Origin of the sequence: Mycobacterium nebraskense (assembly GCF_002102255.1) — a bacterium.
Lineage (GTDB): Bacteria > Actinomycetota > Actinomycetes > Mycobacteriales > Mycobacteriaceae > Mycobacterium > Mycobacterium nebraskense.
In genome coordinates this window covers 39812-65845 of the sequence record NZ_LQPH01000008.1, presented here as the reverse complement: position 1 = coordinate 65845, position 26034 = coordinate 39812, and the positions used below count along the sequence as shown (strand labels likewise).

Genomic DNA, 26034 nt, shown 5'->3' with positions numbered 1-26034 from the left:
GGCGTATTTGCCACAAACAGGTTGCCCTGCAAGGGATCCGCCACCCACATCGGCATAATCCGGACATCGGCATAATGGATGTTATGCCGACGTCGGCATAACATCCATAAGCGGCGAAATGTCGCTGATCACCTGCCCGACAAGGAGCAGACCTGGGTGGATGCCAAGCTGGTCAAGGCGTTCGCTCACCCTGACCCCGACACCGGGCTGGCCAACGCTAAAAGCCTTGCTGCGCAACTGGATAAGAACTATCCCAGCGCGGCCTCGTCGCTACGCGAGGGGCTGGAAGAGATGTTCACCGTCGCACGGCTCGGCATCGACGGCCGCCTCGCCAAGACACTGACCACCTCCAACCCGATCGAGTCGATGATCTCGATAGCCCGAACGACCAACCGTAACGTCACCCGCTGGCGCGACGGGCAGATGGTGCTGCGCTGGACTGCGGCCGGCATGCTCAACGCCGAACGGTCCTTCCGCCGCGTCAAGGGCTACAAACAGATGCCCCAGCTCGTCGACGCCCTACGCCGACACGCCAATCACGACACCGGCACCGAAACTGTCGGTGCCGCCGCATAGAGTTCACCGTGGATCGTCACCAAAATTCCACGCGACTCGGGACATGCTCGGTTCGTTGGCACCGGAGATCAACTCCGCTCGCATGTACGCTGGCGCGGGCCCATCCTCCCTGATTGCTGCGGCCGTTAGTTGGGAGAGTTTGGCTACTGACTTGCGTGCGCAGGCGACCTCCTACAGCTCAGTCATCTCGGGACTAAGCACTGACCAATGGCGCGGTGCCGCTTCGACATCAATGGCCACGGCTGCAGCGACTTACGTGGCGTGGATGAACACCGCCGCAGAACAGGCAGAGCAGACTGCCAACCAGGCCAGAGCCGCCGTCGCGGCCTACGAGACCGCGTTTTCCATGACGGTGGCGCCTACGGTGGTTGCAGCCAACCGAGGCCAGCTGGCATCGCTGGTCGCCACCAACGTTCTAGGGCAAAACACCGCGGCGATAGCGACCACCGAGGCCGAGTACGCCGAAATGTGGGCCCAAGACAGTGCAGCGATGTACGGCTACGCAGGCATGTCGGCGTCGGCCACCCAGCTGACTCCGTTTACCGGGCCGCGACAGAACATCAGCCTTGCCGGGCTCACTAACCAGGCCCAGTCGGTTAGCCAGGCGGCAACCACTTCGACCGGAACGAGCACTCAGCCGACGCTGTCGCAGGTGGTCTCTACCGTGCCCACCACGCTGCAGGGACTGGCTTCGCCTGGGACGTCGGCTGTTTCGTCCACGTCATCTAAGTCCTCCCGATCGTCATCGTCATCGTCATCGTCATCGTCATCGTCATCGTCATCGTCGTCGTCTCTGCTCTCGGAGCTCTGGAACGATTGGGGTCCCGATGCCACCATCTGGAACACCATTTTCTCGTCTGGGTTCTATATGCCGGGCAACTGGATGGGCGCCGCCGCCGACTTCATGGGTCAAAGCCAACAAGCGGCGGGAGGCGCGGCCGCAGCCGCAAGCGATGGACTCGATGATGCGGCCGGCGGCACTTTGACGGGTGCCGTGGGATGGAGCACACCGACCGGCCTGGGTAATGACATCTCAGCGGCATTGGGTCGGGCGGCAGCGATCGGTCCGTTATCGGTGCCGCCCAGCGTGATTGATGGCGGTACGACAACCCCCATCGCTTCGGCGTTGACGGCCAGCCCCAGCAACGCCGAGCCGGCGCTCACGGCGGGGATGCCGGGGATGCCCGGGATACCGATCACCAACGTGCCCGCAGATAGCCTGACGAGCAAGCCGCCAAAGTATGGCTTTCGGCACACCGTGGTGACACGACCACCAGCCGCCGGCTGAGAGAACGCCAGAGCCAATTACATTAAGCCGCAGGGGGGTCCACGCGTGCAGGGACCTGGTGCGCAGCCGCGCCGGGTGGGACTGCGGCGACCGCATGTCCGGCGGAGGAAATTCACGAACCATGTGGTCGCTAGTCACCGGTGATCAACGGCGCAGCAGCCGTCGATGAGGGCAGCTCATTCCGCAGTCTCGGGAAGTGCCTGAGGACCTTTGGTGCAGTGCGCACGGATTGGGACGCTCTGATGGTGGCGCCGGTGAGGCGCTCGGCGATTCCTTTCGAGGTTCCCGAACGCGACGATGCGCAATGGGGGACGACCGGATGCTTATCGCGGCATGAGTAGTGTTCAGCCAAAGCCCTCATCCAAGCGGCGGTTCCGTGCGGCCAGTAGCCTTCCCTGGCCGGTAAACGCCGAGCAAGCCTCAGCCCTTGACGTCATACATACAGTGTGTATGTTACGAGTCCTTCGTCCACCTTCGCTATGACTTGTTTGCGCCGGATCAGCTCAGGGTGTTCTGAACGACGCCGCGTCCTGCGTCGCACATCCCACGACCTTCATACGGTATGTATGAGAATGCATACGTAGGTGTGAAAGGTAAGGGTTGCATGGCGCAGGATGGTCGCCGCACACAGGCCGAGCGTGCCGCCGACACGCGTGGGGCGTTGATCAGCGCCGCCCGGCCGCTTTTCGCGTCGCTGGGATTCGCGGAGGCGTCCCTGGAGACGATTGTGCGCGACGCGGGGGTGACGCGCGGTGCTTTGTATCACCACTTCGCCGACAAGACAGAGCTATTCGCGGCGGTGTTCGAGCAAGTGGAAGGCGAGATGGCCGCCCGAATGGGGGAGGCCGTCGCGGCCGCGGGGCAATCCGATCCGGTGGAGATCATGCGGCTGTGCGCTGGCCTCTGGTTAGACGCGTGTGCCGATCCCGAGGTTCAGCGCATCGTCTTGCTGGAGGCGCTGGCGGTGCTGGGATGGGAACGCTGGAGTGACATAGGGCACCGATACAACATCGGTTTCGTGACGGCGCTGCTGACCGACGCCATCGAGTCCGGAAGCATCCCGCGCCAACCCGTCGAGGCGACGGCCCTGACGGTCATGGGGGCGCTGCGCGAGGCAACGCTCTACATTGCCCGCGCAGACGATCATCGCCAAGCGCGCGCGGATGCCGGTGCGGTGATGGATCGGCTCCTCAATGCGTTACGCGCCAACAACATCGGCTGACTCGGGTCTGGTCAGCTCGGCTTGGGCGATCCCGGCTGGGCCGAAATCTGGCTGGCGATCGCCTTTTTGTCGACCTTGCCGATCGGCGTGGTGGGCAGCGTTGTCATCGTGACCAGCACGTCGGGCCGGGAATGGGCGGCCACGCCACGCTGGTCGAGGTAGGCGTTCAGTTCCGCCAGCGTCACCGCCGGCCTGGTGAAAACGACCGCCGCGCAGATCTTTTCCCCGAGATAGGCGTCGGGCAGCGGCACCGCGGCGGCCGAGAAGATCGACGGATGGCTGAGCATCTGCTCTTCAAGGTCCGCCGCGGATATGGTTTCACCGCCGCGGCAGATCACGTCCTTGATCCGCCCGGTGACGGTCAGGTACCCGTCGTGCCGGAGCCGGATCAGGTCACCGCTGCGAAAGAAGCCGTCGGGGTCGAAGCAGCGTTCGTTGTCGCGCTCGGCGCGGTAGTAGCCGTTGAGCGTGTACGGACCGCGTACCAGTAGCTCGCCTTCCTCGCCCGGCGCCACCGGTTCGCCGTCGGCGTCGACGACGCGCAATTCGTCCGCCGCGCACAACGGCCGCCCCTGGGTGTGGTCGACGAGCTCGGGCGGGTCGTCCGGGCGGGTGTAGTTCAGCAGTCCCTCCGCCATCCCGAACACCTGCTGCAGCCCCGGGGTCAACGCGGAGCGGATCAGGCGGGCGTCGTCGGGCTCCAGCTTGGCCCCGCCAATTTGCAACAGCCGCAGGGACTTCGGTGTCACCGGCTCCCACTCGCAGGCTTGTGCCCACAGTCTGGCCAGGGCCGGCACCAGGGCGGTGACCGTGACGCCGTGGCGCTCGATGGCGGCGAAGGCGGCCTCGGGGCTGGGGTCGGTGCCGAACACGGTGGTGGCTCCCACCGTCATCGCGCCGAGCAGCCCGGGGCAGGCCAGCGGGAAGTTGTGACCGGCCGAGAGCAGCACCAGATAGACGTCGTCGGCGGTGAGCCGGCACACCTGGGCGCTGGCGGTCGCGTTGAAGACGTAATCGTCGTGAGTGCGGGGGATGAGTTTGGGAGTGCCGGTGGTGCCGCCCGAAACCAGAAGCAACGCAGGCGATCCCGGATCAAGCGGCGGTGTCGGGGGTGGAGTGGCGGCCTGATCGCAAAGTTGCGCCCACGAGGTGAACGGGCCCGGGTCGCCGTCGACGATGACGTGCTGGAGCGCCGGGTGGTCCTTGACGAGCTCGCCCGCCATGGCGCGGTAGTCGAAACCGTCTGCCACATCGGCGATCACCAACCCGGTGGCCCGGCTGACGGCGGCGAAATGTCCCAATTCGGCCGCCCGGTGGCCGGGCAGACACATCACCGGGATGGCGCCGGCCCGCAGCAGCCCGAACAGCGCCACCGCGAACCGATAACCGTTCGGCAGCTGCAACAGCACCCGGTCGCCCGGCGCGATGCCCAGGCCGCGCAGGCCGGCGGCGGCGCGGTCGGCGTGCTCCTCGAGCTGTGCATAACTCAGCCCGGCGCCGTCCACGGCGTCGAGCACGGCCGCTCGGTCGGGCCAGCGCTGCGCCGCGTCGCTCAGGATGGTGTCCAGAGTTCGTCCCGCCCAGTACCCGGCCGTCCGGTAGGCGGCGGCCCGATCGGCGGGGAACGGCACGAAGCCTTCGAGGGCCCCGGCCAGGGGCTGCCGTGTGTTCGTGGTCATAGGTCCTCAGACGGGGGGCGTAGTAGCGGCTGTCAACGAGTAAGGATAGGGTAACCAAAACTTAGGACAGCCTGTGCTGACTCAGGGAGGGTACGTGGTGCGTGCCTCGGTGCGCTCGGAAGACGTCCGGGCAGAGGTGGCCGAACTGCTCGGCGTCGGTGTCGACGACGTTCACCCCAGTACCAACCTCATCGGCCAGGGCCTGGACTCCATCCGGATGATGACCCTGGCGGGCCGCTGGCGCCGTCAGGGCATCGCCGTCGATTTCGCGACGCTGGCCGCCACTCCGACGATCGAGGCCTGGTCCGACCTCGTTACGGTCGACGCGCCGGCTGGTGCGGCCGAGCAGCCCGCCCAACCGCGGGAGGACGAGGCGGGCGAGCCCTTCCCCCTGGCCCCGATGCAGCACGCGATGTGGGTCGGCCGCCAGGACAACCAGCAGTTCGGCGGGGTGGCCGGACACCTCTACGTCGAATTCGACGGCGGGCCGCTCGATCCCGAGCGCCTGCGCGCGGCGGCCGCGGCGCTGGCCCGGCGCCATCCGATGCTGCGGGTACAGTTCCTGCCCGACGGCACGCAGCGCATCGCGGCAACCGGTGACGAATTCCCCGTTGCGGTCGAGGATCTGCGTCACCTGAGCGGCGACGAGGTCGATCAGCGGTTGGCCGCCATCCGCGACGCCAAATCGGACCAGCAACTCGACGGCGCGGTGTTCGAGCTGGCATTGACCCGGCTGCCCGGCGAACGTTCGCGCCTGCACGTCGATCTGGACATGCAGGCCGCCGACGCGATGAGCTATCGCACCTTGATGGCCGACCTGGCCGCCCTGTACGTCGGTCACGACCTGCCCGCATTGAGCTATACCTACCGGCAGTATCGCCACGCGATCGAGGCGGAGGAGGCGAGGCCGCAACCGGCCCGCGACGCCGCCCGGGAGTGGTGGGCGCAGCGCATCCCGCAGTTGCCGGACCCGCCGACGCTTCCGACGACCGGTGACCGCAGCTCGCGAAGGAGCACCCGGCTCTGGCACTGGCTGGGCCCGGAAACCCGCGACGCGCTGTTTTCCCGCGCCCACGCCCGCGGGCTCACCCCGGCGATGACGCTGGCCGCCTCCTTCGCCAATGCCCTGGCGCGCTGGTCGACCACCTCGCGCTTCCTGCTGAACGTGCCGCTGTTCGGGCGCCAGCCCCTGCACCCTGACGTCGAGTCGCTGGTCGGTGACTTCACCTCCTCGCTGCTGCTCGACGTCGACCTCACCGGCACCCGCACCGCGGCGGCGCGGGCGGTGGCCGTGCAGGACGCGATGCGGACCGCGGCCGCCCACTCCGCCTATCCCGGGCTGTCGGTGCTGCGCGACCTCAGCCGGCATCGCGGCACCCAGGTGCTGGCGCCGGTGGTCTTCACCAGTGCGCTGGGACTCGGCGCGCTGTTCAGCCGCGGGGTCACCGACCAATTCGGCACACCCGCGTGGATCATCTCCCAGGGTCCCCAGGTGCTGCTCGACGCACAGGTCACCGAGTTCGACGGCGGCGTGTTGGTGAATTGGGATGTGCGCGAAGGCATCTTCGCCCCGGGTGTCGTCGACGCCATGTTCGCCTACCACATCGACGAACTGCTCAGGCTGGCCTCCTCCGACGACAGCTGGGATGTGCCCGGGCCGTCGCCGCTGCCGGAGGCGCAGCGCGCGGTGCGCGAGGCGGTCAATGGCCGCATCGCCGAGCCCAGCGGAGAAGCGTTGCACGACGGTTTCTTCCGGCAAGCCGAGCGCCGCCCCGAGGCGCCCGCGGTATTCGCCAGTTCCGGCCACCTCAGCTACGCGCAGCTGCGCGACCAGGCGCTGGCGGTGGCCACCGCGTTGCGCGCGGCCGGCGTCGGCGCCGGCGACACGGTCGCGGTGATGGGCCCCAAAACCGCCGAGCAGGTGCCGGCGCTGCTGGGCATCCTGAGCATCGGTGCGGTGTACCTGCCGATCGGCGTCGATCAGCCGCGCGACCGCGCGGAGCGCATCCTGCACACCGGTGCGCTGCGCCTGGCCCTGGTGTGCGGCGGACAGCGGCTGGCACTGCCAATACCCGAGCTGGTACTCACCGATGTGCTGCGCGACGCACCCGTCGCCGCCGACATTCGCTCGGCGAGAATCGATCCCGCCGAGCTCGCCTACGTGTTGTTCACCTCCGGCTCGACCGGCGAGCCCAAGGGCGTCGAGGTGACGCACGACGCCGCGATGAACACCGTGGAATTCATCGCTCGGCACTTCGAGATCGGTCCCGCGGATCGGTGCTTGGCCCTCTCCACGCTCGAAGGCGACATCTCCGTGATGGATATCTTCGTCACGTTGCGGACGGGCGGGTCGATCGTGGTGGTCGACGAGGCGCAGCGCCGCGACCCCGACGCCTGGGCCCGGCTCATCGACACCCACAAAGTCACCGTGCTGCACTTCATGCCGGGCTGGCTGGAGATGCTGATCGAAGTCGGCCGCGGACGGCTCTCGTCGGTGCGGGTGATTCCCACCGGCGGGGACTGGGTGCGGCCCGAGGTGGCGCGCCGCCTGCGGGCGGAGGCGCCCGAACTTCGGTTCGCCGGTCTGGGCGGCGCGACCGAAACCCCGGTCCACAACACCATTTTCGAGGTCGCCGACCCGGCCGTGCTGCCGACGAACTGGACGGCCCTGCCCTACGGCGTGCCGCTTACGAACAACGCCTGCCGCGTCGTCAACGACGCGGGCGATGACTGCCCCGACTGGGTCGCCGGCGAGCTGTGGGTGTCCGGTCGCGGCATCGCGCGGGGTTATCGTGGGCGTCCGGACCTCACCGCCGAGCGCTTCGTCGAGCACGCGGGACGCAGGTGGTACCGCACTGGCGACCTGGCCAGGTATTGGCCCGACGGCACGCTCGAGTTCGTCGGTCGCGCCGATCACCGGGTCAAGATCAGCGGGTATCGCGTCGAACTCGGCGAAATCGAGGCCGCATTGCGGCGGCTGCCGGGGGTGGCGATAGCGGTCGCCGCCCTGCTGCCCGGATCCGGTGGGTCGGAGGTTTTGGCCGCCGCGGTCTGCCCCGACAACTCCAGCGGTGCCCAGCTGAGGGCCGAGCGGCTTCGGGAGCTGATGAGCGAACTCGTTCCGGCACATATGATTCCGAGTCATCTCACACAGGTGGAGCGCATCCCGTTCACCGACGCCGGCAAGATCGACCGTCGTGCCGTCGCCCGCGAATTGGGCGCCGCGGTTGCCCTGTCCGAGCAGCACGACTACCGCGACCCGTCGACGCCGCTGGAATCCGCCCTCGCCGCGCTCCTCGGCGACCTGCTCGGCGTGGACCAGGTCGGTCGTGACGATGACTTCTTCGCGCTGGGCGGCGATTCGGTGCTGGCCACCCAGGCCGTGGGCCGCATCCGGGCCTGGCTGGACACGCCCCACATGATCGTCGCCGACATATTCGCCACCAGAACCGTTGCGGCGCTTGCCGATTCGCTCGCCGCCCGCGAGCGGGACGGCGCGCGGTTGGACCGGGTGGCCGAGCTGTACCTCGAAGTCATTCACATGGACGCCGACACGGTGCTATCGGCTTCTCGCCAGGCCGGGAAATCCGGGACGGCGCAATGACATCCGACTCCGTGCTGAGTATGCCAACCGAGTTCGCATCCTGGATCAAGCGGGTGCCCAGTAGGAACGGGAGCCGGTTCGCCGGTGTGACTGTCGTGTTTCCGCACGCCGGGGCCGCCGCGGCAAGCTACCGTGCCCTGGCGGCCGCTCTGGCCGCGGGCGGCGACACCTACATCGTGCAGTACCCGCAGCGCGCGGATCGGCTGAGTCACCCGGCCCAGGACACCGTGCACGACCTTGCCCAGGACCTGTTCGACGCCGGACCGTGGAGTCGCGTCGCGCCGCTGCGGCTGTTCGGCCACAGCATGGGTGCCGTCGTCGCTTTCGAGTTCGCCAGGATCGCCGAATCCCACGACGCCGCCGTGCAGCGCCTCTGGGTGTCGGCCGGTCCGGCACCGTCCGCGGTTGCCGCCATGCCGGAGCTCCCCACCACCGACGACGCATTGCTCGCCGACATCGCCGATCTCGGCGGCACCGATCCCGAACTACTCGCCGACGAAGAATTCGCCGCGCTGCTGACCACCGCGGTGCGGGCCGACTATCAGGCGGTCAACCGCTACGAATGTGCTCCCGGCGTCCGCATTCGCGCCGCCATCCGCGTGTTAGGGGCGCGCGACGACCACCGCGTCGATCCGGCCGCGTTACGGCTCTGGGAGGACCACACCGCGGGCGCCTTCGAGTTGTACTTGTACGACGGCGGACATTTCTACCTCGACGAGCACATCGATGCGGTAGCCGAACGGGTGAATGCCGATGTCTGACAACTTTAATGGCGCGGCCGATCCGGTCGTGATCGTCGGCATGGCCGTCGAAGCACCCGGCGGCATCGACACCGCCGAGAAGTACTGGGAGCTGTTGTCGCACGGCCGTGAGGCGCTTGGGCCGTTCCCCACCGACCGGGGTTGGCGGGTCCGCGAGCTGCTCGCGGGATCGCGGCGCAGCGGTTTCAAGGAGATCCACGATCGCGGTGGATTTCTCTCGGCCGCAACGACGTTCGACCCGGAGTTCTTCGGCATCTCGCCGCGAGAGGCGGTCGCCATGGATCCCCAGCAACGCGTCGTGCTTCGGGTGTCCTGGCGCGCGCTGGAAAACAGCGGCATCAACCCCGACGACCTGGCCGGCCATGACGCGGGGTGCTTCGTCGGTGCCTCGGCCACCGGATATGGGCCGCAGATGGCCAGCTTCTCCCAGCACAGCGGCCACCTGCTCGCCGGGACCGCCCTGAGCGTGATCTCCGGCCGGGTCGCCTACACGCTGGGGTTGGCCGGCCCGGCACTGACGGTGGATTCGTCGTGTGCGTCCGCGCTGGCGGCATTCCACGTTGCCGTGCGGTCGGTCCAGAACGGCGACTGCGACCTGGCGCTGGCCGGCGGGGTCAACGTGCTGGGGTCGCCCGGATTCTTCGTCGAGTTCTCCAAGCAGCACGCCCTCTCCGACGACGGTCACTGCCGCCCCTACAGTGCGCAGGCCAGCGGGACGGTGTGGGCCGAGGGAGCGGCGATGTTTGTGCTGCAACGCAAATCGGCCGCGCTGCGCGCCGGCCGCCAGGTCGTCGCCGAGGTCCGCGCCACCGCCGTCAACCAGGACGGCCGCAGCGCCGGGCTGAGCGCCCCCAGCGGTGATGCGCAGGTCCGCCTGTTCCGGCGTGCCATGACGCAGGCCGGGATTCGGCCCGACGAGGTCGGCATGATCGAGGGCCACGGCACCGGCACCCGGCTCGGCGATCGCACCGAGCTTCGCTCCCTGGCACAAACCTATGGCGATACGGCACCCGGTAGCGGCGCGCTGCTGGGCTCGGTGAAATCCAACGTGGGGCACGCCTTGGCCGCCAGCGGTGCGCTCGGGCTGGCCAAGGTGATGGTGGCCGCCGAGCATGGGGCTATCCCACCGACCCTGCACGCGGCGGATCCCAGCCCGGAAATCGACTGGGACAGCCAGGGTTTGCGCCTGGCGAAGACGCTCTCCCCGTGGCCCGCGGTCGGCGGGCGACGGATCGCGGCGGCGTCGGCGTTCGGCATCGCCGGCACCAACGCGCACGTCATCGTCTCCCTGCCCGAGGTCGCATGATGCTGACGTCCCCGCTGCCCGACGGCCGCGTACCCGTGCTGCTGTCGGCGCACGACGACGGGTTGATCAGTCAGGACGCCCGGGCGATCCTGGATTATCTGGGCCGGACCGGCGCGGACCCGAACACCGCAGCGGTAGCGTCCACGCTGCTGCGGCTTCGACGGGTGCGGCGGCACCGCGCGGTCGTGCGGGCGGTCGATGCCGCCGAGCTGACCTCGGCGCTGTCCGCGCTGGCCCGCGGCGAAGAGCACCCGCTGGTCACCCAATCGTCCATCGGCGCCGCGCCGTGCATCGCCTTCGTGTTTCCCGGCCAGGGCAACCAATGGCAATCGATGGGCGCCGAGGCATATCAACGACTGCCGGCTTACCGGGCCGAGGCCGACCGATGCGCCCAGGCCTTCCGCACCGCGGGGCTGCCCTCACCGTTGCCCTACCTGACCGGGGAACCCGACCAGAACTGGTCGCGGACCGAAATTCAGGGAGCGCAGTTCACCCACGCGGTCAGCCTGGCCCACGAATGGCGGTTCCACGGGGTGCTCCCCGCGATCGCCGTCGGCCACAGCCTCGGTGAGGTCGCGGCGGCGTACGTGGCCGGAACGATTTCGCTGCCCGACGCGGTCGCGCTGGTCGGAGCCCGTGCCACCATCGTCGACCAATTGGCGGGTCACTACGCCATGGCGGTGCTCGGCGCCGGCGTCGACGAGGCCGAGGCCCTGATCGGCGAAGCGACTGGCTGGCTGGAAGTTTCGGCGGTGAACGGCCCCTCGGCGACCGTGGTGTCCGGAGACCACGACGCCGTGGCGGACGCCGTGCGGCTGGCCCGGCAACGGGGCATGTTCACCCACCAGCTCTCGGTCGACTACCCGGGGCACACCAGCCTTCTGCGGCAGTTGCGCACCCAGCTGGCCGAGCTGGTTCCCCGCTCGGCGTTCCGGGACAGTCCGGTGCGATTCGTGGGCTCGACCTTCGGTGCAGAGGTAGGCACCGATGTGAAGTTTTCCCAGTACTGGTATGAAAACCTCTGCGATACCGTGCGTTTCGATCACGCGGTGGCGGCGGCCAAAAAGCTCGGTGCCACCACGTTCGTCGAGTTGTCCGCGCATCCCGCGCTGCTGTATCCGCTCGCAGACCTGATCGATGAGCAGACGACCGTCGTCGTCGGCTCGGGGCATCGTGAAGGGGCCATCACCGACACGCTTGCGGCGAACATCGCCACCGTGGCGACCGCCGACCCTTGCTGCCAATGGGCCAACACCATCCCCGGTGGTATCCGGCCGCCGCTTCGCGGATTCCCGAACGCGCCCATGCGGTCGATACACCTTTGGGCGACGCCCGAACCCGTGCTCGAGACAGCGCCGGCCCCGGCGCTCACCGTCGCCATCGAAGATTGGGAGGAAGCGACGCCGGCGCCCGCGGCGAGCGCCGACATCGGCATCTTCGCAGCGGCCGGTATGGAAAGCGCTTTGACGGAGCGGTTGATCGATGCCGTTGGGGCGCACGGAGGTTGCCGGGTGGTGCCGCCGAACGACGCGGAAATCCTCGCGGTGATCGCCCCCGAGCTCGACGAGCTGGACGCCACCGCCGCGCTCGAGCAGATCGCCGGCCGCCCGGACGCGGGCCTCCCCGACTACGCCGCCCTGATCGGCGCGCGATGCCGGGCCGTCTGGCTGCTGACCGCCGGCGCCGAAGCCATCGACCGGGATGACTCGAAGGTCTCTCCGGGGCAGGCGGCGCTGGCCGCGATGCATCGCAGCGTCGGCTTCGAATTCACCGACCAGACCTTCGGGCATCTCGACCTGTCGGGCCGAGACGTCGATGCCCAGTCTGCGCGCGCCGTCGTCGAGGTGCTGCTCGGCGAGGCGGCCGAGGTGGCGCTGCGGGGCGACCAAACCCCGCGACCCTACGCGCGAACCTTCCGGGACTGCCGCGATTCGGCGACCAAACGGCCGTTGGACGCCGCCGCGCTGGACAACGTGGTGATCACCGGCGGCAGCGGTGCCATCGGCCTGCAGTATGCGCGGTACTGCATCGAGCGCGGGGCGCGGACGGTTACGCTGTTGAGCCGCAACGGTATCGATCAGGACTCGCTGCGGAGGCTCGCCGAGAGCCACGACACCGAGGTGCACGCCCCGCGGTGCGATATCACTGACCCGGCCGCCCTGGCAGCCGTCGCCGCCCGGCACGCCGGCCCCGGCGCGTCACTGCTGATCCATACCGCGGGCATCGCCGAGGCCTGCTCCCGTTCCGGTCTGACCGGCGCCGACGTGGCGGCGGTGTGTGCCGCCAAGGTGCGGGGCCTGGCGCTGCTGGCCGACGTGTGGCCGCTGCGGTCGGATTGCCGAATCCTGGCCTGCTCGTCGGTGTTCGGGGTATGGGGCGGCTATAGCCACGCGGCTTACGCCGCCTCCAACCGGATGCTCGACGCGTTGGTCGCCCAGCTACGCAGCCACGGCCGCGACTGCGTGGCGGTTCGGTGGGGACTGTGGCAGGCCGCCGGCGTGGTGACAGCCGACGAGATCACCCGCACCGAGCGCTCCGGTCTCATCGCGATGGTTCCGGAACTGGCGATCGAGGCGGCCCTGTACCGCTACGACGGAGATCCGCTGATCTTCGACGCGGACTTCGACCGGCTGGGGGTGTTCTTCGAAAGCCAGGGCATGCCAATGCCGTTCAACGCCCCCCAAGGCGGCTTGGCCGCGGACGACTCCGCCGCCAAGCCGCTCGCCGAGGTGGTGCGCGCCGAACTCGCCGCAACCCTGCACCTGGGTGACTCGGTCTCGATCGATCCGAGCGCACCGCTCATCGACCTTGGGGTGGACTCGTTGCTCGCACTCGATCTGCGTAAGCGGCTGCGGCGGACGGTCGGAAGCTCGGTCCCGGTGGGCCGCATGCTCGGTGGGATCACCCTCAACGAATTGGTCGACGCGTTGCGTGCCGGCTCAACCGGCGGGGCTGGACCGGACGCGACGCTCGACGCTCGCGAAGCTAGAAAGGTTGGACTCCCAGCGTGACGGAAATCACCGGGACCAGCGCCCGTCTCGACGATGAGCGCCTGGAATTGTTGCGCCGCAAGATCGCCGAACGTGGCCTGGCCAGGACCGCCGAAAACGAGGCGCCTGTCGCGACCCACGAAGAGCCGCGCATGTCCGTCGGCCAGCACCGGATGTGGTTCGTGCAGTCGGTGGACCCCGACAGCGCACTGCTCAACGTCTGTGTCTCCTATCGCGTGACCGGCACGGTCGACATTGACCGATTGCGACACGCGGTCGATGCCGTGGCCGCGCGGCACCCCGTATTGCACACGACGTATGACACCGGCGCGGACGGCGACCCGTATCCGTTCATCCGCGAGGGACTACGGCCCGAGTGGGCCGAACACGACCTGTCCGGGCTGACCGATCAGGCCCGGCGGTTGCGGCTGGATGTGCTGGCGCAGCGGGATTTCCGCCGGCCATTCGACCTGGCCAAGGATTCGCCCCTGCGTGTCACGGTGGCGCGATTGTCCGCCGACGAACTGATGCTGTTGATCACCGCCCACCACGTCGCCTGGGACGATGCTTCGTGGACACCGTTTTTCGCCGACCTGACCCGCGCGTACACCGATCCGGACGGTTTCGGCCGGGTACCCGCGGTAGCGGCAGCCCCGCCGGACGACGCCGCGGATCCCGCCGCGGACGCCGAATACTGGCGACCCCTGATGGCGAATCTGCCCGAGCCGCTTGAGCTTCCGGGGCCCAACGGCTCGGTGGTGCCAAGCACCTGGCGTGCGCAACGCGCGACGACGCGGTTGTCGGCTGGCACCGTCGATCGGGCGGCGACGCTGGCGCGGGAGACCGGCGCCACCCCGTACATGGTGCTGATGGCCGCCTTCGCCGCGCTGGTGCACCGCTACACCCAGTCAACGGACTTCCTGATCGCCGCCCCGGTGCTCAACCGCGGCATCGGGACCGAATCCGCCATCGGTTACTACGGCAACACCGTGGTGATCCGGCTGCGGCCGGAGCCGCACCAGACTTTCCGAGAGCTGCTGGCCCAGACCCGGGATGGCGCGGTGGGTGCCTTCGCCCATTCGCGCGCCGACTTGGACTGGCTGGTGCGCGAGGCCAATCCCGATCGCCGGCATGGTGCCGACCGGATGACCCGGGTGAGCTTCGGACAGCGAGAGCCCGATGGCGCCGGCTTCTGCCCGCCCGGGGTGCGCTGCGAGCGCGGGGAACTGCGCGGTCATTTCAACCAGCTACCGCTGAGTTTCATGATCGAGCTGGACCGAAAAGCGGATGGCTCGAGCGGCGGCCTGGCCGAAGCCGAGTACCTGGTCGAGGTGCTGGACCAGCAGCTGGTGGATCAGCTGCTGCGGCACTACGCCGTATTGCTGGACAACGTTCTGGCCAACCCCGACTCGGCGCTGTCGGCGTGCGGGCTGATGGGCGCCGACGATGCCGAGTGGTTGCGTTGGGCCTCGACCGGCGCGGAGTTCGAGACCCCGCCCGCCACCTTGCCCGCGCTGGTCACCCGCCGAGCGGCGCTGTCGCCCGATGCCGTCGCCGTCGTCTACGAGAGCCGTGAATACAGCTACCGTGAGATCGACGAAGAGTCGAACCGCTTGGCGCACTGGCTGATCGAGCAGGGCATCGGCACCGAGGACCGCGTCGCGGTGTTGCTGGACAAGTCACCCGAATTGGTCATCACCGCGCTGGGCGTGCTGAAGGCCGGCGCGGTCTACCTGCCAGTGGATCCCACCTATCCCGCGGATCGGCTGACCTTCATCCTGGGGGATGCCGACGCCAAACTCGTACTGCGCGAGCCGGTTACCGGGCTGTCGCGGTACCCGGCCACCGCACCCACCGAGTTGGTCCGGCCGCTGGCCCCGCATAACACCGCCTACCTGATCTACACGTCGGGTTCGACCGGGCTGCCCAAGGGCGTGCCGGTGCCCCATGCGCCGATCGCCGAGTACTTCGTCTGGTTCGGTGAGGAGTACCGCGTCGACGAGACCGACCGGCTGCTACAGGTCGCGTCGCCCAGCTTCGACGTCTCCATGGGCGAGATCTTCGGCACGTTGATCATGGGCGCCCGACTGGTCATTCCGCGGCCCGACGGCCTGCGCGACATCGGCTACCTGACGGAACTGCTCAGCCGCGAAGGCATCACCTCGATGCATTTCGTGCCGTCGCTGCTCGGGCTGTTCCTGTCGTTACCCGGCGTGAGCCAGTGGCGCACCCTGCGGCGCGTACCCATCGGCGGGGAGGCCTTACCGGGCGAGATCGCCGACAAGTTCCATGCCACCTTCGATGCGCTGCTGTACAACTTCTACGGGCCGACCGAGACCGTCGTCAACTGCACCAGCTATCCGGTGGAAGGGGCCCAGGGCACCCGGGTGGTGCCCATCGGCCGTCCCAAGATCAACACCCAGGTGCACCTGCTCGACAACGCGCTGCGGCCGGTCCCCGTGGGTGCGATCGGCGAGATCTACATCGGCGGAACCCATGTGGCGCACGGATACCACCGCAGACCGGGCCTGACGGCCGAACGTTTCGTCGCCGACCCGTTCACCCCGGGTGGCCGGTTGTACCGCTCGGGCGACCTGGCTCGCCGCAACGCCGACGGGGATATCGAGTTCGTCGGCCGCGCCGACGAGCAGGTGAAGATCCGGGGTTTCCGCATCGAGTTGGGCGAGGTCGCCGCCGCCATCTCGGTCGACCCCAGCGTCGGGCAAGCGGTGGTGCTGGCCATGGACCTGCCCCGATTGGGCAAGAGCCTGGTCGGATACGTCACGCCGGTCCAGGGCGGCAGCCCGGAAACCGTTGAGGTCGAACGCATTCGCGCCCGGGTGGCCGCCGCACTGCCGGACTACATGACTCCCGCGGCCTACGTCGCGCTCGACGAAATCCCCATCACGGCGCACGGCAAGATCGACCGCGCCGCGCTGCCGCAACCGCAGATCGCGGCGGCCGGCGAGTACCGCGACCCGGCGACTCCCACCGAACGTCGCATCGCCGCACTGTTCTCCGCGCTGCTCGGCCACGACCGGGTGGGGGTCGACGACTCGTTCTTCGACCTGGGCGGCCACTCGCTGGTCGCCACCAAACTGGTCACCGCGATTCGCTCGGAGTGCGGGGTGGAGCTCGGCATCCGCGACGTCTTCGAACTCGCGACGGTGAGCCTGTTGGCGGAGCGGGTCGACCAGCTGAGCGTCGGCGAACTCAGGCAGTCGCGGCCGAAGCTCATCGCGACCGCTCACGACGAGCCCATGCCGCTGTCGGCCTCGCAGCTGCGCAGCTGGTTCGCCTACCGCGTCGACGGTCCCAGCTGGGTCAACAACATTCCCTTTGCCGCGAAACTGACTGGGCCGTGGGACATCGAGGCGTTGATCGTCGCCGTCGGCGATGTCGTCGCGCGGCACGAGATCCTGCGCACGTCGTACGTCGAGTTGGACGGCGTGCCCTACCAGATGGTCGGGCCGGCGGGGGAGGTTTCCGTAAGCCGCGCCACCGGGCCCGATGAAGGGTGGCTGCAGCGGCAACTGGACGCCGAGCGCCGGCACCGCTTCGAGCTGGACCGCGAGCTGCCGGTACGGGTCGCGCTGCTGCACACCGCCGACAACGTCGCCGAGCACGTGCTGTCGCTGGTGGTCCACCACATCGCCTCCGACCACTGGTCGGCGGGAGTGCTGTTCGCCGACGTGATGACCGCGTACCGGGCCCGGCGCGCCGGGGAGGCCCCGGCCTGGGCGCCGCTGCGGGTGCAGTACGCCGACTACGCGGCGTGGCAGGGGGAGTTCCTGGGTGACGCGAGCGGCCAGGAGTCCCCGGTTGCCGCCGCGCAGCGGGAGTACTGGAACCGGCAGCTGGCCGGGTTGCCGGAGGACACCGGGCTGCGGCCCGACTTCCCGCGCCAGCCGGTACCCAGCGGTGAGGGCGAATCCGTCGAGTTCCGCATCGACGCGGCCACGCGCGCCAAGCTCGCCGAGTTGTCTCGCGAGTTGGGCATCACCGAATTCATGCTGCTGCAAACGGCTGTCGCCGTGGTGCTGCACAAGGCGGGCGGCGGCCTGGACATCCCGCTGGGCACGCCGGTCGCCGGGCGCACCGATGCCGAATTAGACCAACTGATCGGCTTTTTCGTCAACATCCTGGTGCTGCGCAATGACCTGACCGGCAACCCGACGCTGCGTGAGCTGCTGACTCGCGCCCGGGAGACCGCGCTGACCGCCTACGCCCACCAGGACCTGCCGTTCGACCGGGTGGTCGACAGCGTCAGCCCGGTGCGCTCGCTGTCACGCAACCCGCTGTTCCAGGTCGTCGTACACGTGCGTGACCACCTGCCCGCCACGCGAGTGATCGAGCAGGCCCCCGAGGGCGACGGGCAGGACACGGTGTGCACCTCGCTGGAGCCCGTCTTCGACATGGCGCACGCCGACCTCAGCGTCAACTTCTTCGGCACCGACGGCTCGGGAGACATCGGGTACGACTGCAACCTGATCTTCCGCACCGAGCTGTACACCAGGGCCACCATCGAGCGGTTGGCGGGCTGGCTGACCCGGGTGGTCACCGAGTTTGCCGATGACGTCGATCAGACTTTGCGCGACGTGCAGTTGACCGACGCCGAAGAGCGGCGCCGCATGCTGGAGCACTGGAGCCGGGGCCAGCGGCGGCCGCACGACCGACCGCGCACCATTCCGGAATTGCTGGAGCCGAGCCGAAGCTGGGGACCCGATCGGATCGCGGTGCGCTGCCGCGACGAGCAGATTGATTACCCTGCGCTGCACCGCCGTTCGGACAACCTGGCGGCACTGCTCGCAGGGCGCGGGGTGGGGCCGGGATCGCTGGTGGGGCTCTCGACGCGGCGCAGCATCGATTTGGTGGTGGCGCTGGTGGCCATCATGAAGGCCGGCGGCGGTTACTTCCCGATCGATCCCGGCTACCCGCTGGCGCGCAAGCAGTTCATGCTCGACGATGTCCAACCGCCGGTCGTGGTGGCCACGGCCGAAGCGGCGGACAGCATGCCCGAAGTTCCTGAGGTCACGGTGATTTCGCTGGACGACCCGCAGGTGCGCGCCGCGGTGGAGAACGCGGAGGTCGGTCGGCGGGAACTGCCCTTACCGCACCCGGACGACCCGATGTATCTGGTCTTCACGTCCGGATCCACGGGCAAGCCGAAAGGCGCGCTGGGCACCCATCGTTCGATGGCGGCCCGGCTGGACTGGCAGCTGCGGCATTACCCGCCGAGGACGGACGACGTTCGGCTCGCGCAGGCCTCGATCACGTTCCTCGAGGGCGGCATGGAGATGCTGGCCGGCCTCGCGGCGGGAGCCACCATGATCCTCGCCGACGATGCCGAGCACCGCGACCCGGAAGCGCTCGGGGAGTTGATGAACCGGTATGCCGTCGCCCAGGTGACCGCGGTGCCGAGCCTGGTCTCCGCCCTGGTCGACAGCAGACCAGACGCGGTGCGAGCACTGTCCCGGCTGGTGTGTGGCGGAGAGCCGGTGAGCAGCGCGCTGCTGCAGCGTTTGGTGTCGGTGTGCGCCGGCGCAGACACCGAACTCTTGAACAACATCGGTTCCACCGAGACCTCCGGCGCGGTGTCCCGCGGGCGGCTGGAGCCGCCGAATCCGCTGGTGGGCAAGCCGGTTCCGGGGGCGGACGCCTTCCTGCTCGACGACGGCCTGCGGCCGGTGCCGGTCGGGGTGGTGGGCGAGCTGTATTACGCGGGCGACCAGCTGGCCCGTGGCTACTGGAAGCGGCCCGGGCTGACCGCCACCCGGTTCGTGGCCAATCCCTTTGCCCTCGAACCCGGTTCGCGTCTGTACCGCAGTGGCGATCTCGCCCGCTGGACCGACGACGGCCGACTGGAATTCGTCGGTCGATCCGACCACCAGGTCCAGGTGCGCGGTTTCCGGGTCGAGCTGGCCGAGGTCGAGGCGGAGCTTGCCGGCGTCGACGGTGTCGCCGCCGCGGCGGCTCGCACCTGGGAGGTGCGCGGCGGCACCTCGCTGGCCGGATACGTTGTGCCGCATCAGCCGATCACCGACGACGCCGCGAAGGCTTTGTTCGCATCGGAGGTGCGCGCCGCGATCGGCACGACGCTGCCCGGCTACATGATGCCCTCGTCGTTGACCGTCCTCGACGCGCTTCCCAAAACCGAATCGGGCAAGCTGAACCGGCCCGGGCTGCCGCGGCCGGCGATCAGCACCAGCGCACGGACCGAACCGTCGCGCACCGACACCGAACGGGCGCTGGCCAAGGTGTTCGCCGAGCTGCTCTCGACGCCCGAGGTCGGCCGGTTCGACGACTTCTTCGCCCTGGGCGGCGACAGCATATTGTCGGTTCAGCTGGCCTCGCGGGCGCGGGCCGCCGGCCTGGCGGTCAGCCCGCGGATGATCTTCGAGAACCCGACGGTGCAGCAGCTGGCCGCGGCTCTGGATGCGTTGGGGCGGGACGCCGCCGAGCAGTTCGAGGAGCCGCTCGACACCCGGTTCGAGCCCATGAGCACCTCCGGGCTGTCGGCCGAGGATCTGGCTGCCGTGACGCAGCTTTGGTCGTCGTCGCGCGACGGTACGCCATGACGGCCACCAAAACCGATGTCGTGCCCGACATCGAGGACGTGATGGCGCTGAGCCCGCTGCAAGAGGGCTTGTATTCGCTGACCACGCTCGCCGAATTCGCCGACGGCGAGGCCGACGATCCGTATGTGATCGGCATGGCCGCCGACATCTCCGGTGCCCTCGACGTCGCGTTGTTACGTGATTGCGCGAAAAAGATGTTGGGACGACACCCCAACCTGCGGGCCAGCTTCTTCAGCCGGGGCATTGCGCGTCCGGTGCAGATCGTGCCGTCCCGGGTCGACCTGCCGTGGCGCACCGTCGCCGCCGCACCCGAGGAAGTGCAGGCTCTGGAGGTCGGCGAACGTCGCCGACCGTTCGACTTGGAACACGGGCCGGCAATCCGCTTCCTGCTCATCGAATTACCAAGTGCGCGTTGGCGATTGGTACTCACCGCCCACCACATCGTGATCGACGGCTGGTCCTTGCCGGTTTTCGTCAACGAGATGATGACCCTGTATCGGGCCGGTGGCGATCTGTCGGCGCTGCCCGTCACCCCGCGGCCGTACCGCGATTACATCGGCTGGCTCGCGAGTCGCGATCCGGAAGCCAGCCAACGGGTCTGGCGCCGGTACCTGGCGGGTCTTGCGGGCCCCACCCTGCTGTCGGCTGCGCTGGGCTCCGCCGAGAGCCAGCGGAGCGGGCTGCCCCGTGCCACCGAACTGCGGATGCCGGCCGAGGCCACCGCGCGACTGATCGAGGAGACCCGGTCCCGCGGCATCACCGTCAACACGCTGATGCAAATGGCGTGGGCGCTGGTGTTGTCCCGGCTGACCGATACCCACGACGTGGTTTTCGGGGTCACGGTGTCCGGCAGGCCGCCCGAACTGACCGGCGTGGAGACCATGATCGGTCTGTTCATCAACACCGTTCCCATGCGGGTGCGGTTCGACCCGGCCGCGAGCGTCGGCGAGCAATGCCGCACAGTGCAGCGCAACGCCGCGGTGCTGCGTGAGCACAGTTATCTCGGGCATGCCCAACTGCGGACGCTCGGCGGGGTCGGGGAGATGTTCGACACCCTGCTGGTCTACGAGAACTTTCCCTTGGACGGGTTGACCGCCGGCACCGAATTAACCGCTGCCGGTGCGACATTCCGGCCGTCCGCCCTGCAAACCTTGTCGCATTTTCCGATCACCGTCGCTGCCCACATGGAGGGCGGCGAACTGGTGATGCTGGTCGAAGTGATCGACGGGGCGCTGGGCGCCATCCCCGCCGCGACCGTCGGCCGGCGGGTCCTCATCACCGCCGAGCGGCTGCTGCGGGACTGGGAGCGGCCGCTGCGCCGGGTCAGCGTCCTCATCGACGACGAGGCCGTCCCGCCGCGCGCCGCTGCCGCGCCCGCCCCGCCGGTCATTGGCATCCACACGCGATTCGCCGAAGTCGTTGGTAGGACGCCAGAGAACCTCGCGGTCAGCTGGGCGGGCGGCACGCTGACCTACCGCGAACTGGACGCCCTCGCCAACGGCCTGGCCGCCCGGCTCGCGGACCGCGGAGTGCAGCCCGAAACCCCGGTCGCCATCCGGCTTTCCCGCGGCCCCCACTACATCGTCGCCATGCTCGCGGTGCTCAAAGCCGGCGGCGTGTGCGTGCCGATGGAGCCGGGGACGCCACCGGAACGGGTGGAGTCGATCCTGCGCCAATCCGGCGCTTCCATCGTGATCGACCAGGACGCGGTGGCGGCCGGCCAACCTCCCGGCGGCGGCTTCCACGCGGTCGACGTGCCACCCGGGCAGGCCGCGTACGTCGTCTTCACGTCGGGTACGACCGGAGAACCCAAGGGTGTCATCGGAACTCACGCGGCGGTGCGCGCCTACGCCGACGATCACCTGGACAACGTGTTGCGGCCGGCGGCCGCCCGACTGGGCCGGCCGCTGCGCATCGCGCACGCGTGGTCGTTCGCGTTCGACGCCGCGTGGCAGCCGTTGGTCGCGCTGCTCGACGGCCATGGTGTGCACGTCGTGGACGAGCACACCCAGACCGACGCCGAGGCGCTGGTCGCCGCGATCGCCGAACACGGCATCGACATGATCGACACCACCCCGTCGATGTTTGCCCAACTCGCGGCATGCGGTTTGCTGACGACGGTTCCGCTGGCGGTGTTGGCGCTGGGCGGGGAAGCGCTTGGCAAACCCGCCTGGACCCTCATCCGCGCCGAGTGCGCGCGCACGGGGATGGCGGCCTACAACTGCTACGGCCCCACCGAAACCACCGTCGAGGCGGTGGTGGCCGCCATCGCGGAGCACGACGAGCCGTCGATCGGACGGCCCACCCTGCACACCCGCGGCTACGTGCTGGACTCCGCGCTGCGTCCGGTGCCGTGCGGGGCCACCGGCCAGCTGTATCTGGCCGGCGACCAGCTGGCCCGCGGGTACCTCGGCCGCGCGGCGGAAACCAGCCAGCGGTTCGTCGCCGATCCGTTCGCGATGGGCGAACGCATGTACCGCAGCGGTGATTTGGTGCGTCGGGGTTCCGACGGCTCGCTGCAGTACGTGGGCCGCGCCGACGCGCAGGTGAAGATCCGCGGCTACCGCGTCGAGCCGGGCGAGATCGCGGCCGCACTCGAAACGCATCCCGCGGTCCAGCACGCGGGCGTGCTGGTGCGCCGGCGGCAAGGAGTCGCGCTGCTGACCGCCTACGTGGTCATTTCCGGCGGCGCAGCTCGGTCACCGTCGGCGGCCGAGCTGCGCGGCATGCTCGGCTCCCGGCTGCCGCGCTACATGATTCCGCAGCGGATCGTCACGGTCGACGAAATTCCGCTGACGGTCAACGGCAAGCTGGACGAGGCCGCGTTGAGCGCCGTCGACGCCGCCGAGGCGGTTTGCGCCGCAGCCGAACCCGAAACTCCTACCGAAGCCGCACTGGCGGAACTGCTTTCCCAACTGCTGCACCAGCCACGAGTCGACGTCGCCGCGGATTTCCTGCAGCTGGGCCTGGACAGCATCATGGCCCTGTCGGTGGTGCAGGCGGCCCGGGCGCGGGGGATTGCGCTGCGCGCCAGGCTCATCCTCGAGTGCGCGAATGTCCGCGAGCTGGCGCAGGCGATCGACTCCGAAACCGTGTCCGACACAAGCGATATCGAGGTCGACACCGAACCCATGCCGGTGCTGCCCAACGGCCGCTGGCTTTACGAATGCGGCGATCCGCGCCGGCTGGCGCAGACCGAAGCCATCCGGCTGCCCGGCGACGTCACCCGCGAGCAACTGGACGCGGCGTTGGCGAGCATCGTGGACGGGCATGAGGTGCTGCGGTCTCGCCTGGACCGGGCCACCATGACGCTGGTTCCGGCGCAGAGCACCGAGCTCCTCACCGAGGTGGAGGTGGCCGACGATCTACAGGCCGTGGTCGCCGAACACGTCGCACGGGCCGTCGACCGCCTCGATCCCGAGCGGGGCGCGCTGCTGGCCGCGGTGTGGCTTCGCCCCCCGGCCGGGCAAAGCGTCCTACTGCTGGCCGCCCACGTACTCGCGATGGACCCGGCGTCGTGGCGAGTGGTTCTGGGCGAATTAGGCACCGCCCTAAGGGCTTTGGCCACGGGTCACTCGCCCGCACCGATCCGGGAGTACACCAGCTACCGGCGCTGGGCCGGCGCGCTCGTTGAGCGCGCTCACCGGCTGGACACCGTGCACTTCTGGGCCGCAGTGTCCGACGGCGACGATCCCGACCTCGGTGCCCGGCGGCTGGATCCGGGCCGCGACCGGGCCCGCGATCTGGACGTCCGCATGATCGCCACCGATGCGGACACCACGCGCCGGCTGCTGGATTCGGGCCTGCCGTTGCCAAACCTGTTGATCGCCGCCACCGCGGCGACGGTGACGCGGTGGCGGCGGTCGCGCAATCAGGCCACGCCGCCGCCCCTGCTGGCGCTCGAAACACACGGGCGCGCGGACGGTCTCGTCGACGCGCCGGGCGCGCACACCATCGACACCGGCGACACCGTCGGACTGCTGAGTTCCATCTACCCGATCCGGGTGAAGTCGGCCGATCCGCGAGCCGTGGGGGAGCAGCTGGCGGCCATCCCGGGCGACGGCCTGGACTATGGGCTGCTGCGGTACCTGCGCGCCGACACCGCAGAACGCCTCGCCCCGTTGCCCCGGCCGCAACTGCTGCTGAACTATCTGGGTGCCGCGCATTCCGGCGGCGGCACCGGGCTGACGCTGGAGCGCGAGCTCCTTGCCGGGGTGTCGCCGCAGCCGGAACCGGATCTGGCGGTGCGCCACGAGCTCACCATCGTGGCCGCCATGCTGACGTTCGACGGGCAGCGCGTGCTTGCCGCGCAGTGGCGCACGCTGCCCGACATTCTCGGCGACGGTGATGTGGCTGAGCTGCAACGGCTTTGGATCGAATCGCTGCGGGAGATGGTGACATGAGCACACTTGCGATCCTGGGCGCGGGGGCCAAGGCGGTCGCCGTCGCGGCCAAGGCATCGGTGCTGCGCGACATAGGCGTCGATGCCCCCGAGGTGATCGCGGTCGAACGCATCGGCGTGGCGGCCAACTGGCAAGCCAGCGGCGGTTGGACCGACGGCGCACATCGGCTGGGCACCAGCCCGGAAAAGGATGTCGGGTTCCCGTACCGCTCCGCGCTGGTGCCCCGCCGCAACGCCGAACTCGACGAGCGGATGACCCGCTATAGCTGGCAGTCCTACTTGATCGCCACGGCGTCGTTCGCCGAATGGATCGACCGGGGCCGCCCGGCGCCGACCCATCGCAAGTGGAGCCAGTACCTGGGTTGGGTAGCCGACCAGGTCGGCCTCAACGTGGTGCACGGCGAGGTGGAGCGGCTGGCCGTCAACGGCGACCAATGGACGCTGCACACCCACGAGACCACGGTGCACGCCGACGCCTTGATGATCACCGGGCCCGGCCAGGCCGAAAAATCCCTGCTGCCGGGTAACCCGCGGATGCTGTCGATCGCCCAGTTCTGGGACCGCGCCGCGGGCCAGGACCGGATCAGCGCCGAGCGGGTGGCGGTCATCGGCGGTGGTGAGACGGCGGCGTCGATGCTCAATGAGCTGTTCCGGCACCGGGTTTCGACCATCACCGTCATCGCTCCGCAGGTGACGCTGTTCACCCGCGGGGAGAGCTTCTTCGAGAACTCGCTGTTTTCCGACCCCACCGACTGGAGCGCCCTGACGCTGGCCGAACGCCGCGACGCGCTGGCCCGCACCGACCGCGGGGTGTTCTCGGCGAACGTGCAGGAGGCCCTGCTGGCCGACGACCGCATCCGCCACTTGCGGGGCCGGGTGGCCCATGCGGTGGGCCGCGACGGGCAGATCCGGTTGACCCTGTCCACCAACCGGGGCAGCGAGAACCTCGAGACGGTGCACGGTTTCGACCTCGTTATCGACGGTTCCGGCGCCGACTCACTGTGGTTCACTTCGTTGTTCGGCCAGGACGTGCTGGACCTGCTGGAGCTCGGCCTGGGCGGACCGCTGACCGCCGACAGCCTGCAGGAAGCGATCGGCTACGACCTGGCCGTCGCCGACGTCACCCCCAAGTTGTTCCTGCCCAACCTGTCCGGACTGACGCAGGGGCCCGGATTTCCCAACCTGAGCTGCCTGGGATTGTTGTCTGATCGGGTATTGGGATCCACGGGGGGCTTAGTGGGCCCGTCCATGCACACGACAAGGAGAACCGATGAGCATCAACCCCTTCGATGACGACAACGGCACTTTCGTTGTTCTGGTCAACGACGAGGACCAGCACAGCCTGTGGCCGAGCTTCGCCGACAAACCGGCGGGGTGGCGCGCGGTCTACGGCGAAGCAAGCCGCGCGGAGTGCCTGGAGTATGTCGAACAGAACTGGACCGACATCCGGCCGAAGAGTTTGCAGGAATCGATCAAGCGACGCTGATGCGAAGCGGCCGCAGTGCGCGCCGCCGTAGCGTCGCCGTACCGTGACCGGCCCGAGACACAATCGCCGGTGCCAGAAGGCACACTTACACCTACTAACCGTGGGGATGCATAACCGTGTTGGGCGCAGGATCGGCCAGATC

10 protein-coding genes and 2 pseudogenes are annotated in these 26034 nt (G+C 68.9%); 11 read left to right on the top strand and 1 reads right to left on the bottom strand.

Going from position 1 to position 26034, the window contains the following annotated elements:
- Positions 1-90: 90 nt before the first annotated feature.
- The 3 genes and pseudogenes from AWC17_RS01015 to AWC17_RS01005 form a co-directional block, all read left to right on the top strand.
- A pseudogene (locus AWC17_RS01015) lies at positions 91-576 on the top strand (transposase); the annotation flags it as partial.
- Positions 577-619: 43 nt separating this feature from the next.
- The gene (locus tag AWC17_RS01010; RefSeq protein WP_085164146.1) at positions 620-1864 is read left to right on the top strand and encodes a PPE family protein; all 1245 of its coding nucleotides are present in this window, start codon (positions 620-622) and stop codon (positions 1862-1864) included.
- A 604-nt stretch (positions 1865-2468) separates the two neighbouring features.
- Positions 2469-3086 carry a TetR/AcrR family transcriptional regulator gene (locus AWC17_RS01005; RefSeq protein ID WP_046186502.1) on the top strand — a complete coding sequence of 206 codons (618 nt, stop codon included), beginning with the start codon at positions 2469-2471 and terminating at the stop codon, positions 3084-3086.
- An 11-nt stretch (positions 3087-3097) separates the two neighbouring features.
- Here AWC17_RS01005 and AWC17_RS01000 read toward each other — a convergent pair whose 3' ends face one another.
- The gene (locus tag AWC17_RS01000; RefSeq protein WP_046186503.1) at positions 3098-4765 is read right to left on the bottom strand and encodes a (2,3-dihydroxybenzoyl)adenylate synthase; all 1668 of its coding nucleotides are present in this window, start codon (positions 4763-4765) and stop codon (positions 3098-3100) included.
- A 94-nt stretch (positions 4766-4859) separates the two neighbouring features.
- Between AWC17_RS01000 and AWC17_RS00995 the strand changes: the two genes are divergently transcribed.
- The 8 genes and pseudogenes from AWC17_RS00995 to AWC17_RS00960 all read left to right on the top strand — a co-directional run bounded on the left by AWC17_RS00995 (position 4860) and on the right by AWC17_RS00960 (position 25892).
- A complete protein-coding gene (locus tag AWC17_RS00995; protein ID WP_085164144.1) occupies positions 4860-8369 on the top strand; it encodes a non-ribosomal peptide synthetase in 3510 nt (1169 codons plus the stop codon).
- Between the two features lie 20 nt (positions 8370-8389).
- Complete coding sequence (locus AWC17_RS00990) at positions 8390-9130, top strand: thioesterase II family protein (protein WP_372517424.1); 741 nt, start codon at positions 8390-8392, stop codon at positions 9128-9130.
- Positions 9117-10436: a beta-ketoacyl [acyl carrier protein] synthase domain-containing protein gene (locus tag AWC17_RS00985; protein ID WP_141224384.1), complete on the top strand. Its 1320-nt coding sequence runs from the start codon at positions 9117-9119 to the stop codon at positions 10434-10436. The genes AWC17_RS00990 and AWC17_RS00985 overlap by 14 nt, the downstream gene beginning before the upstream one ends.
- Positions 10436-13484, top strand: a pseudogene (gene mbtD, locus AWC17_RS00980) (mycobactin polyketide synthase MbtD). The gene AWC17_RS00985 and the pseudogene mbtD overlap by 1 nt, the downstream one beginning before the upstream one ends.
- Positions 13444-20004 carry a non-ribosomal peptide synthetase gene (locus tag AWC17_RS00975; RefSeq protein WP_085164142.1) on the top strand — a complete coding sequence of 2187 codons (6561 nt, stop codon included), beginning with the start codon at positions 13444-13446 and terminating at the stop codon, positions 20002-20004. The pseudogene mbtD and the gene AWC17_RS00975 overlap by 41 nt, the downstream one beginning before the upstream one ends.
- A complete protein-coding gene (locus tag AWC17_RS00970; protein ID WP_085164148.1) occupies positions 20001-24407 on the top strand; it encodes a non-ribosomal peptide synthetase in 4407 nt (1468 codons plus the stop codon). Before AWC17_RS00975 ends, AWC17_RS00970 begins: the two co-directional genes overlap by 4 nt.
- Complete coding sequence (gene mbtG, locus AWC17_RS00965; protein WP_046185712.1) at positions 24404-25699, top strand: NADPH-dependent L-lysine N(6)-monooxygenase MbtG; 1296 nt, start codon at positions 24404-24406, stop codon at positions 25697-25699. Before AWC17_RS00970 ends, mbtG begins: the two co-directional genes overlap by 4 nt.
- On the top strand, positions 25677-25892 hold the full coding sequence (locus tag AWC17_RS00960) for an MbtH family protein (protein WP_046185711.1): 216 nt from the start codon (positions 25677-25679) through the stop codon (positions 25890-25892). Before mbtG ends, AWC17_RS00960 begins: the two co-directional genes overlap by 23 nt.
- Positions 25893-26034: the final 142 nt, after the last annotated feature.

Excerpts from the sequence above, each read along its gene's own strand:
- AWC17_RS01010 (WP_085164146.1), top strand. The coding sequence starts at position 620 with ATGCTCGGTTCGTTGGCACCGGAGATCAACTCCGCTCGCATGTACGCT.
- AWC17_RS01005 (WP_046186502.1), top strand. The coding sequence starts at position 2,469 with ATGGCGCAGGATGGTCGCCGCACACAGGCCGAGCGTGCCGCCGACACG.
- AWC17_RS01000 (WP_046186503.1), bottom strand. The coding sequence starts at position 4,765 with ATGACCACGAACACACGGCAGCCCCTGGCCGGGGCCCTCGAAGGCTTC.
- AWC17_RS00990 (WP_372517424.1), top strand. The coding sequence starts at position 8,390 with ATGCCAACCGAGTTCGCATCCTGGATCAAGCGGGTGCCCAGTAGGAAC.
- AWC17_RS00985 (WP_141224384.1), top strand. The coding sequence starts at position 9,117 with ATGCCGATGTCTGACAACTTTAATGGCGCGGCCGATCCGGTCGTGATC.
- AWC17_RS00970 (WP_085164148.1), top strand. The coding sequence starts at position 20,001 with ATGACGGCCACCAAAACCGATGTCGTGCCCGACATCGAGGACGTGATG.
- mbtG (WP_046185712.1), top strand. The coding sequence starts at position 24,404 with ATGAGCACACTTGCGATCCTGGGCGCGGGGGCCAAGGCGGTCGCCGTC.
- AWC17_RS00960 (WP_046185711.1), top strand. The coding sequence starts at position 25,677 with ATGAGCATCAACCCCTTCGATGACGACAACGGCACTTTCGTTGTTCTG.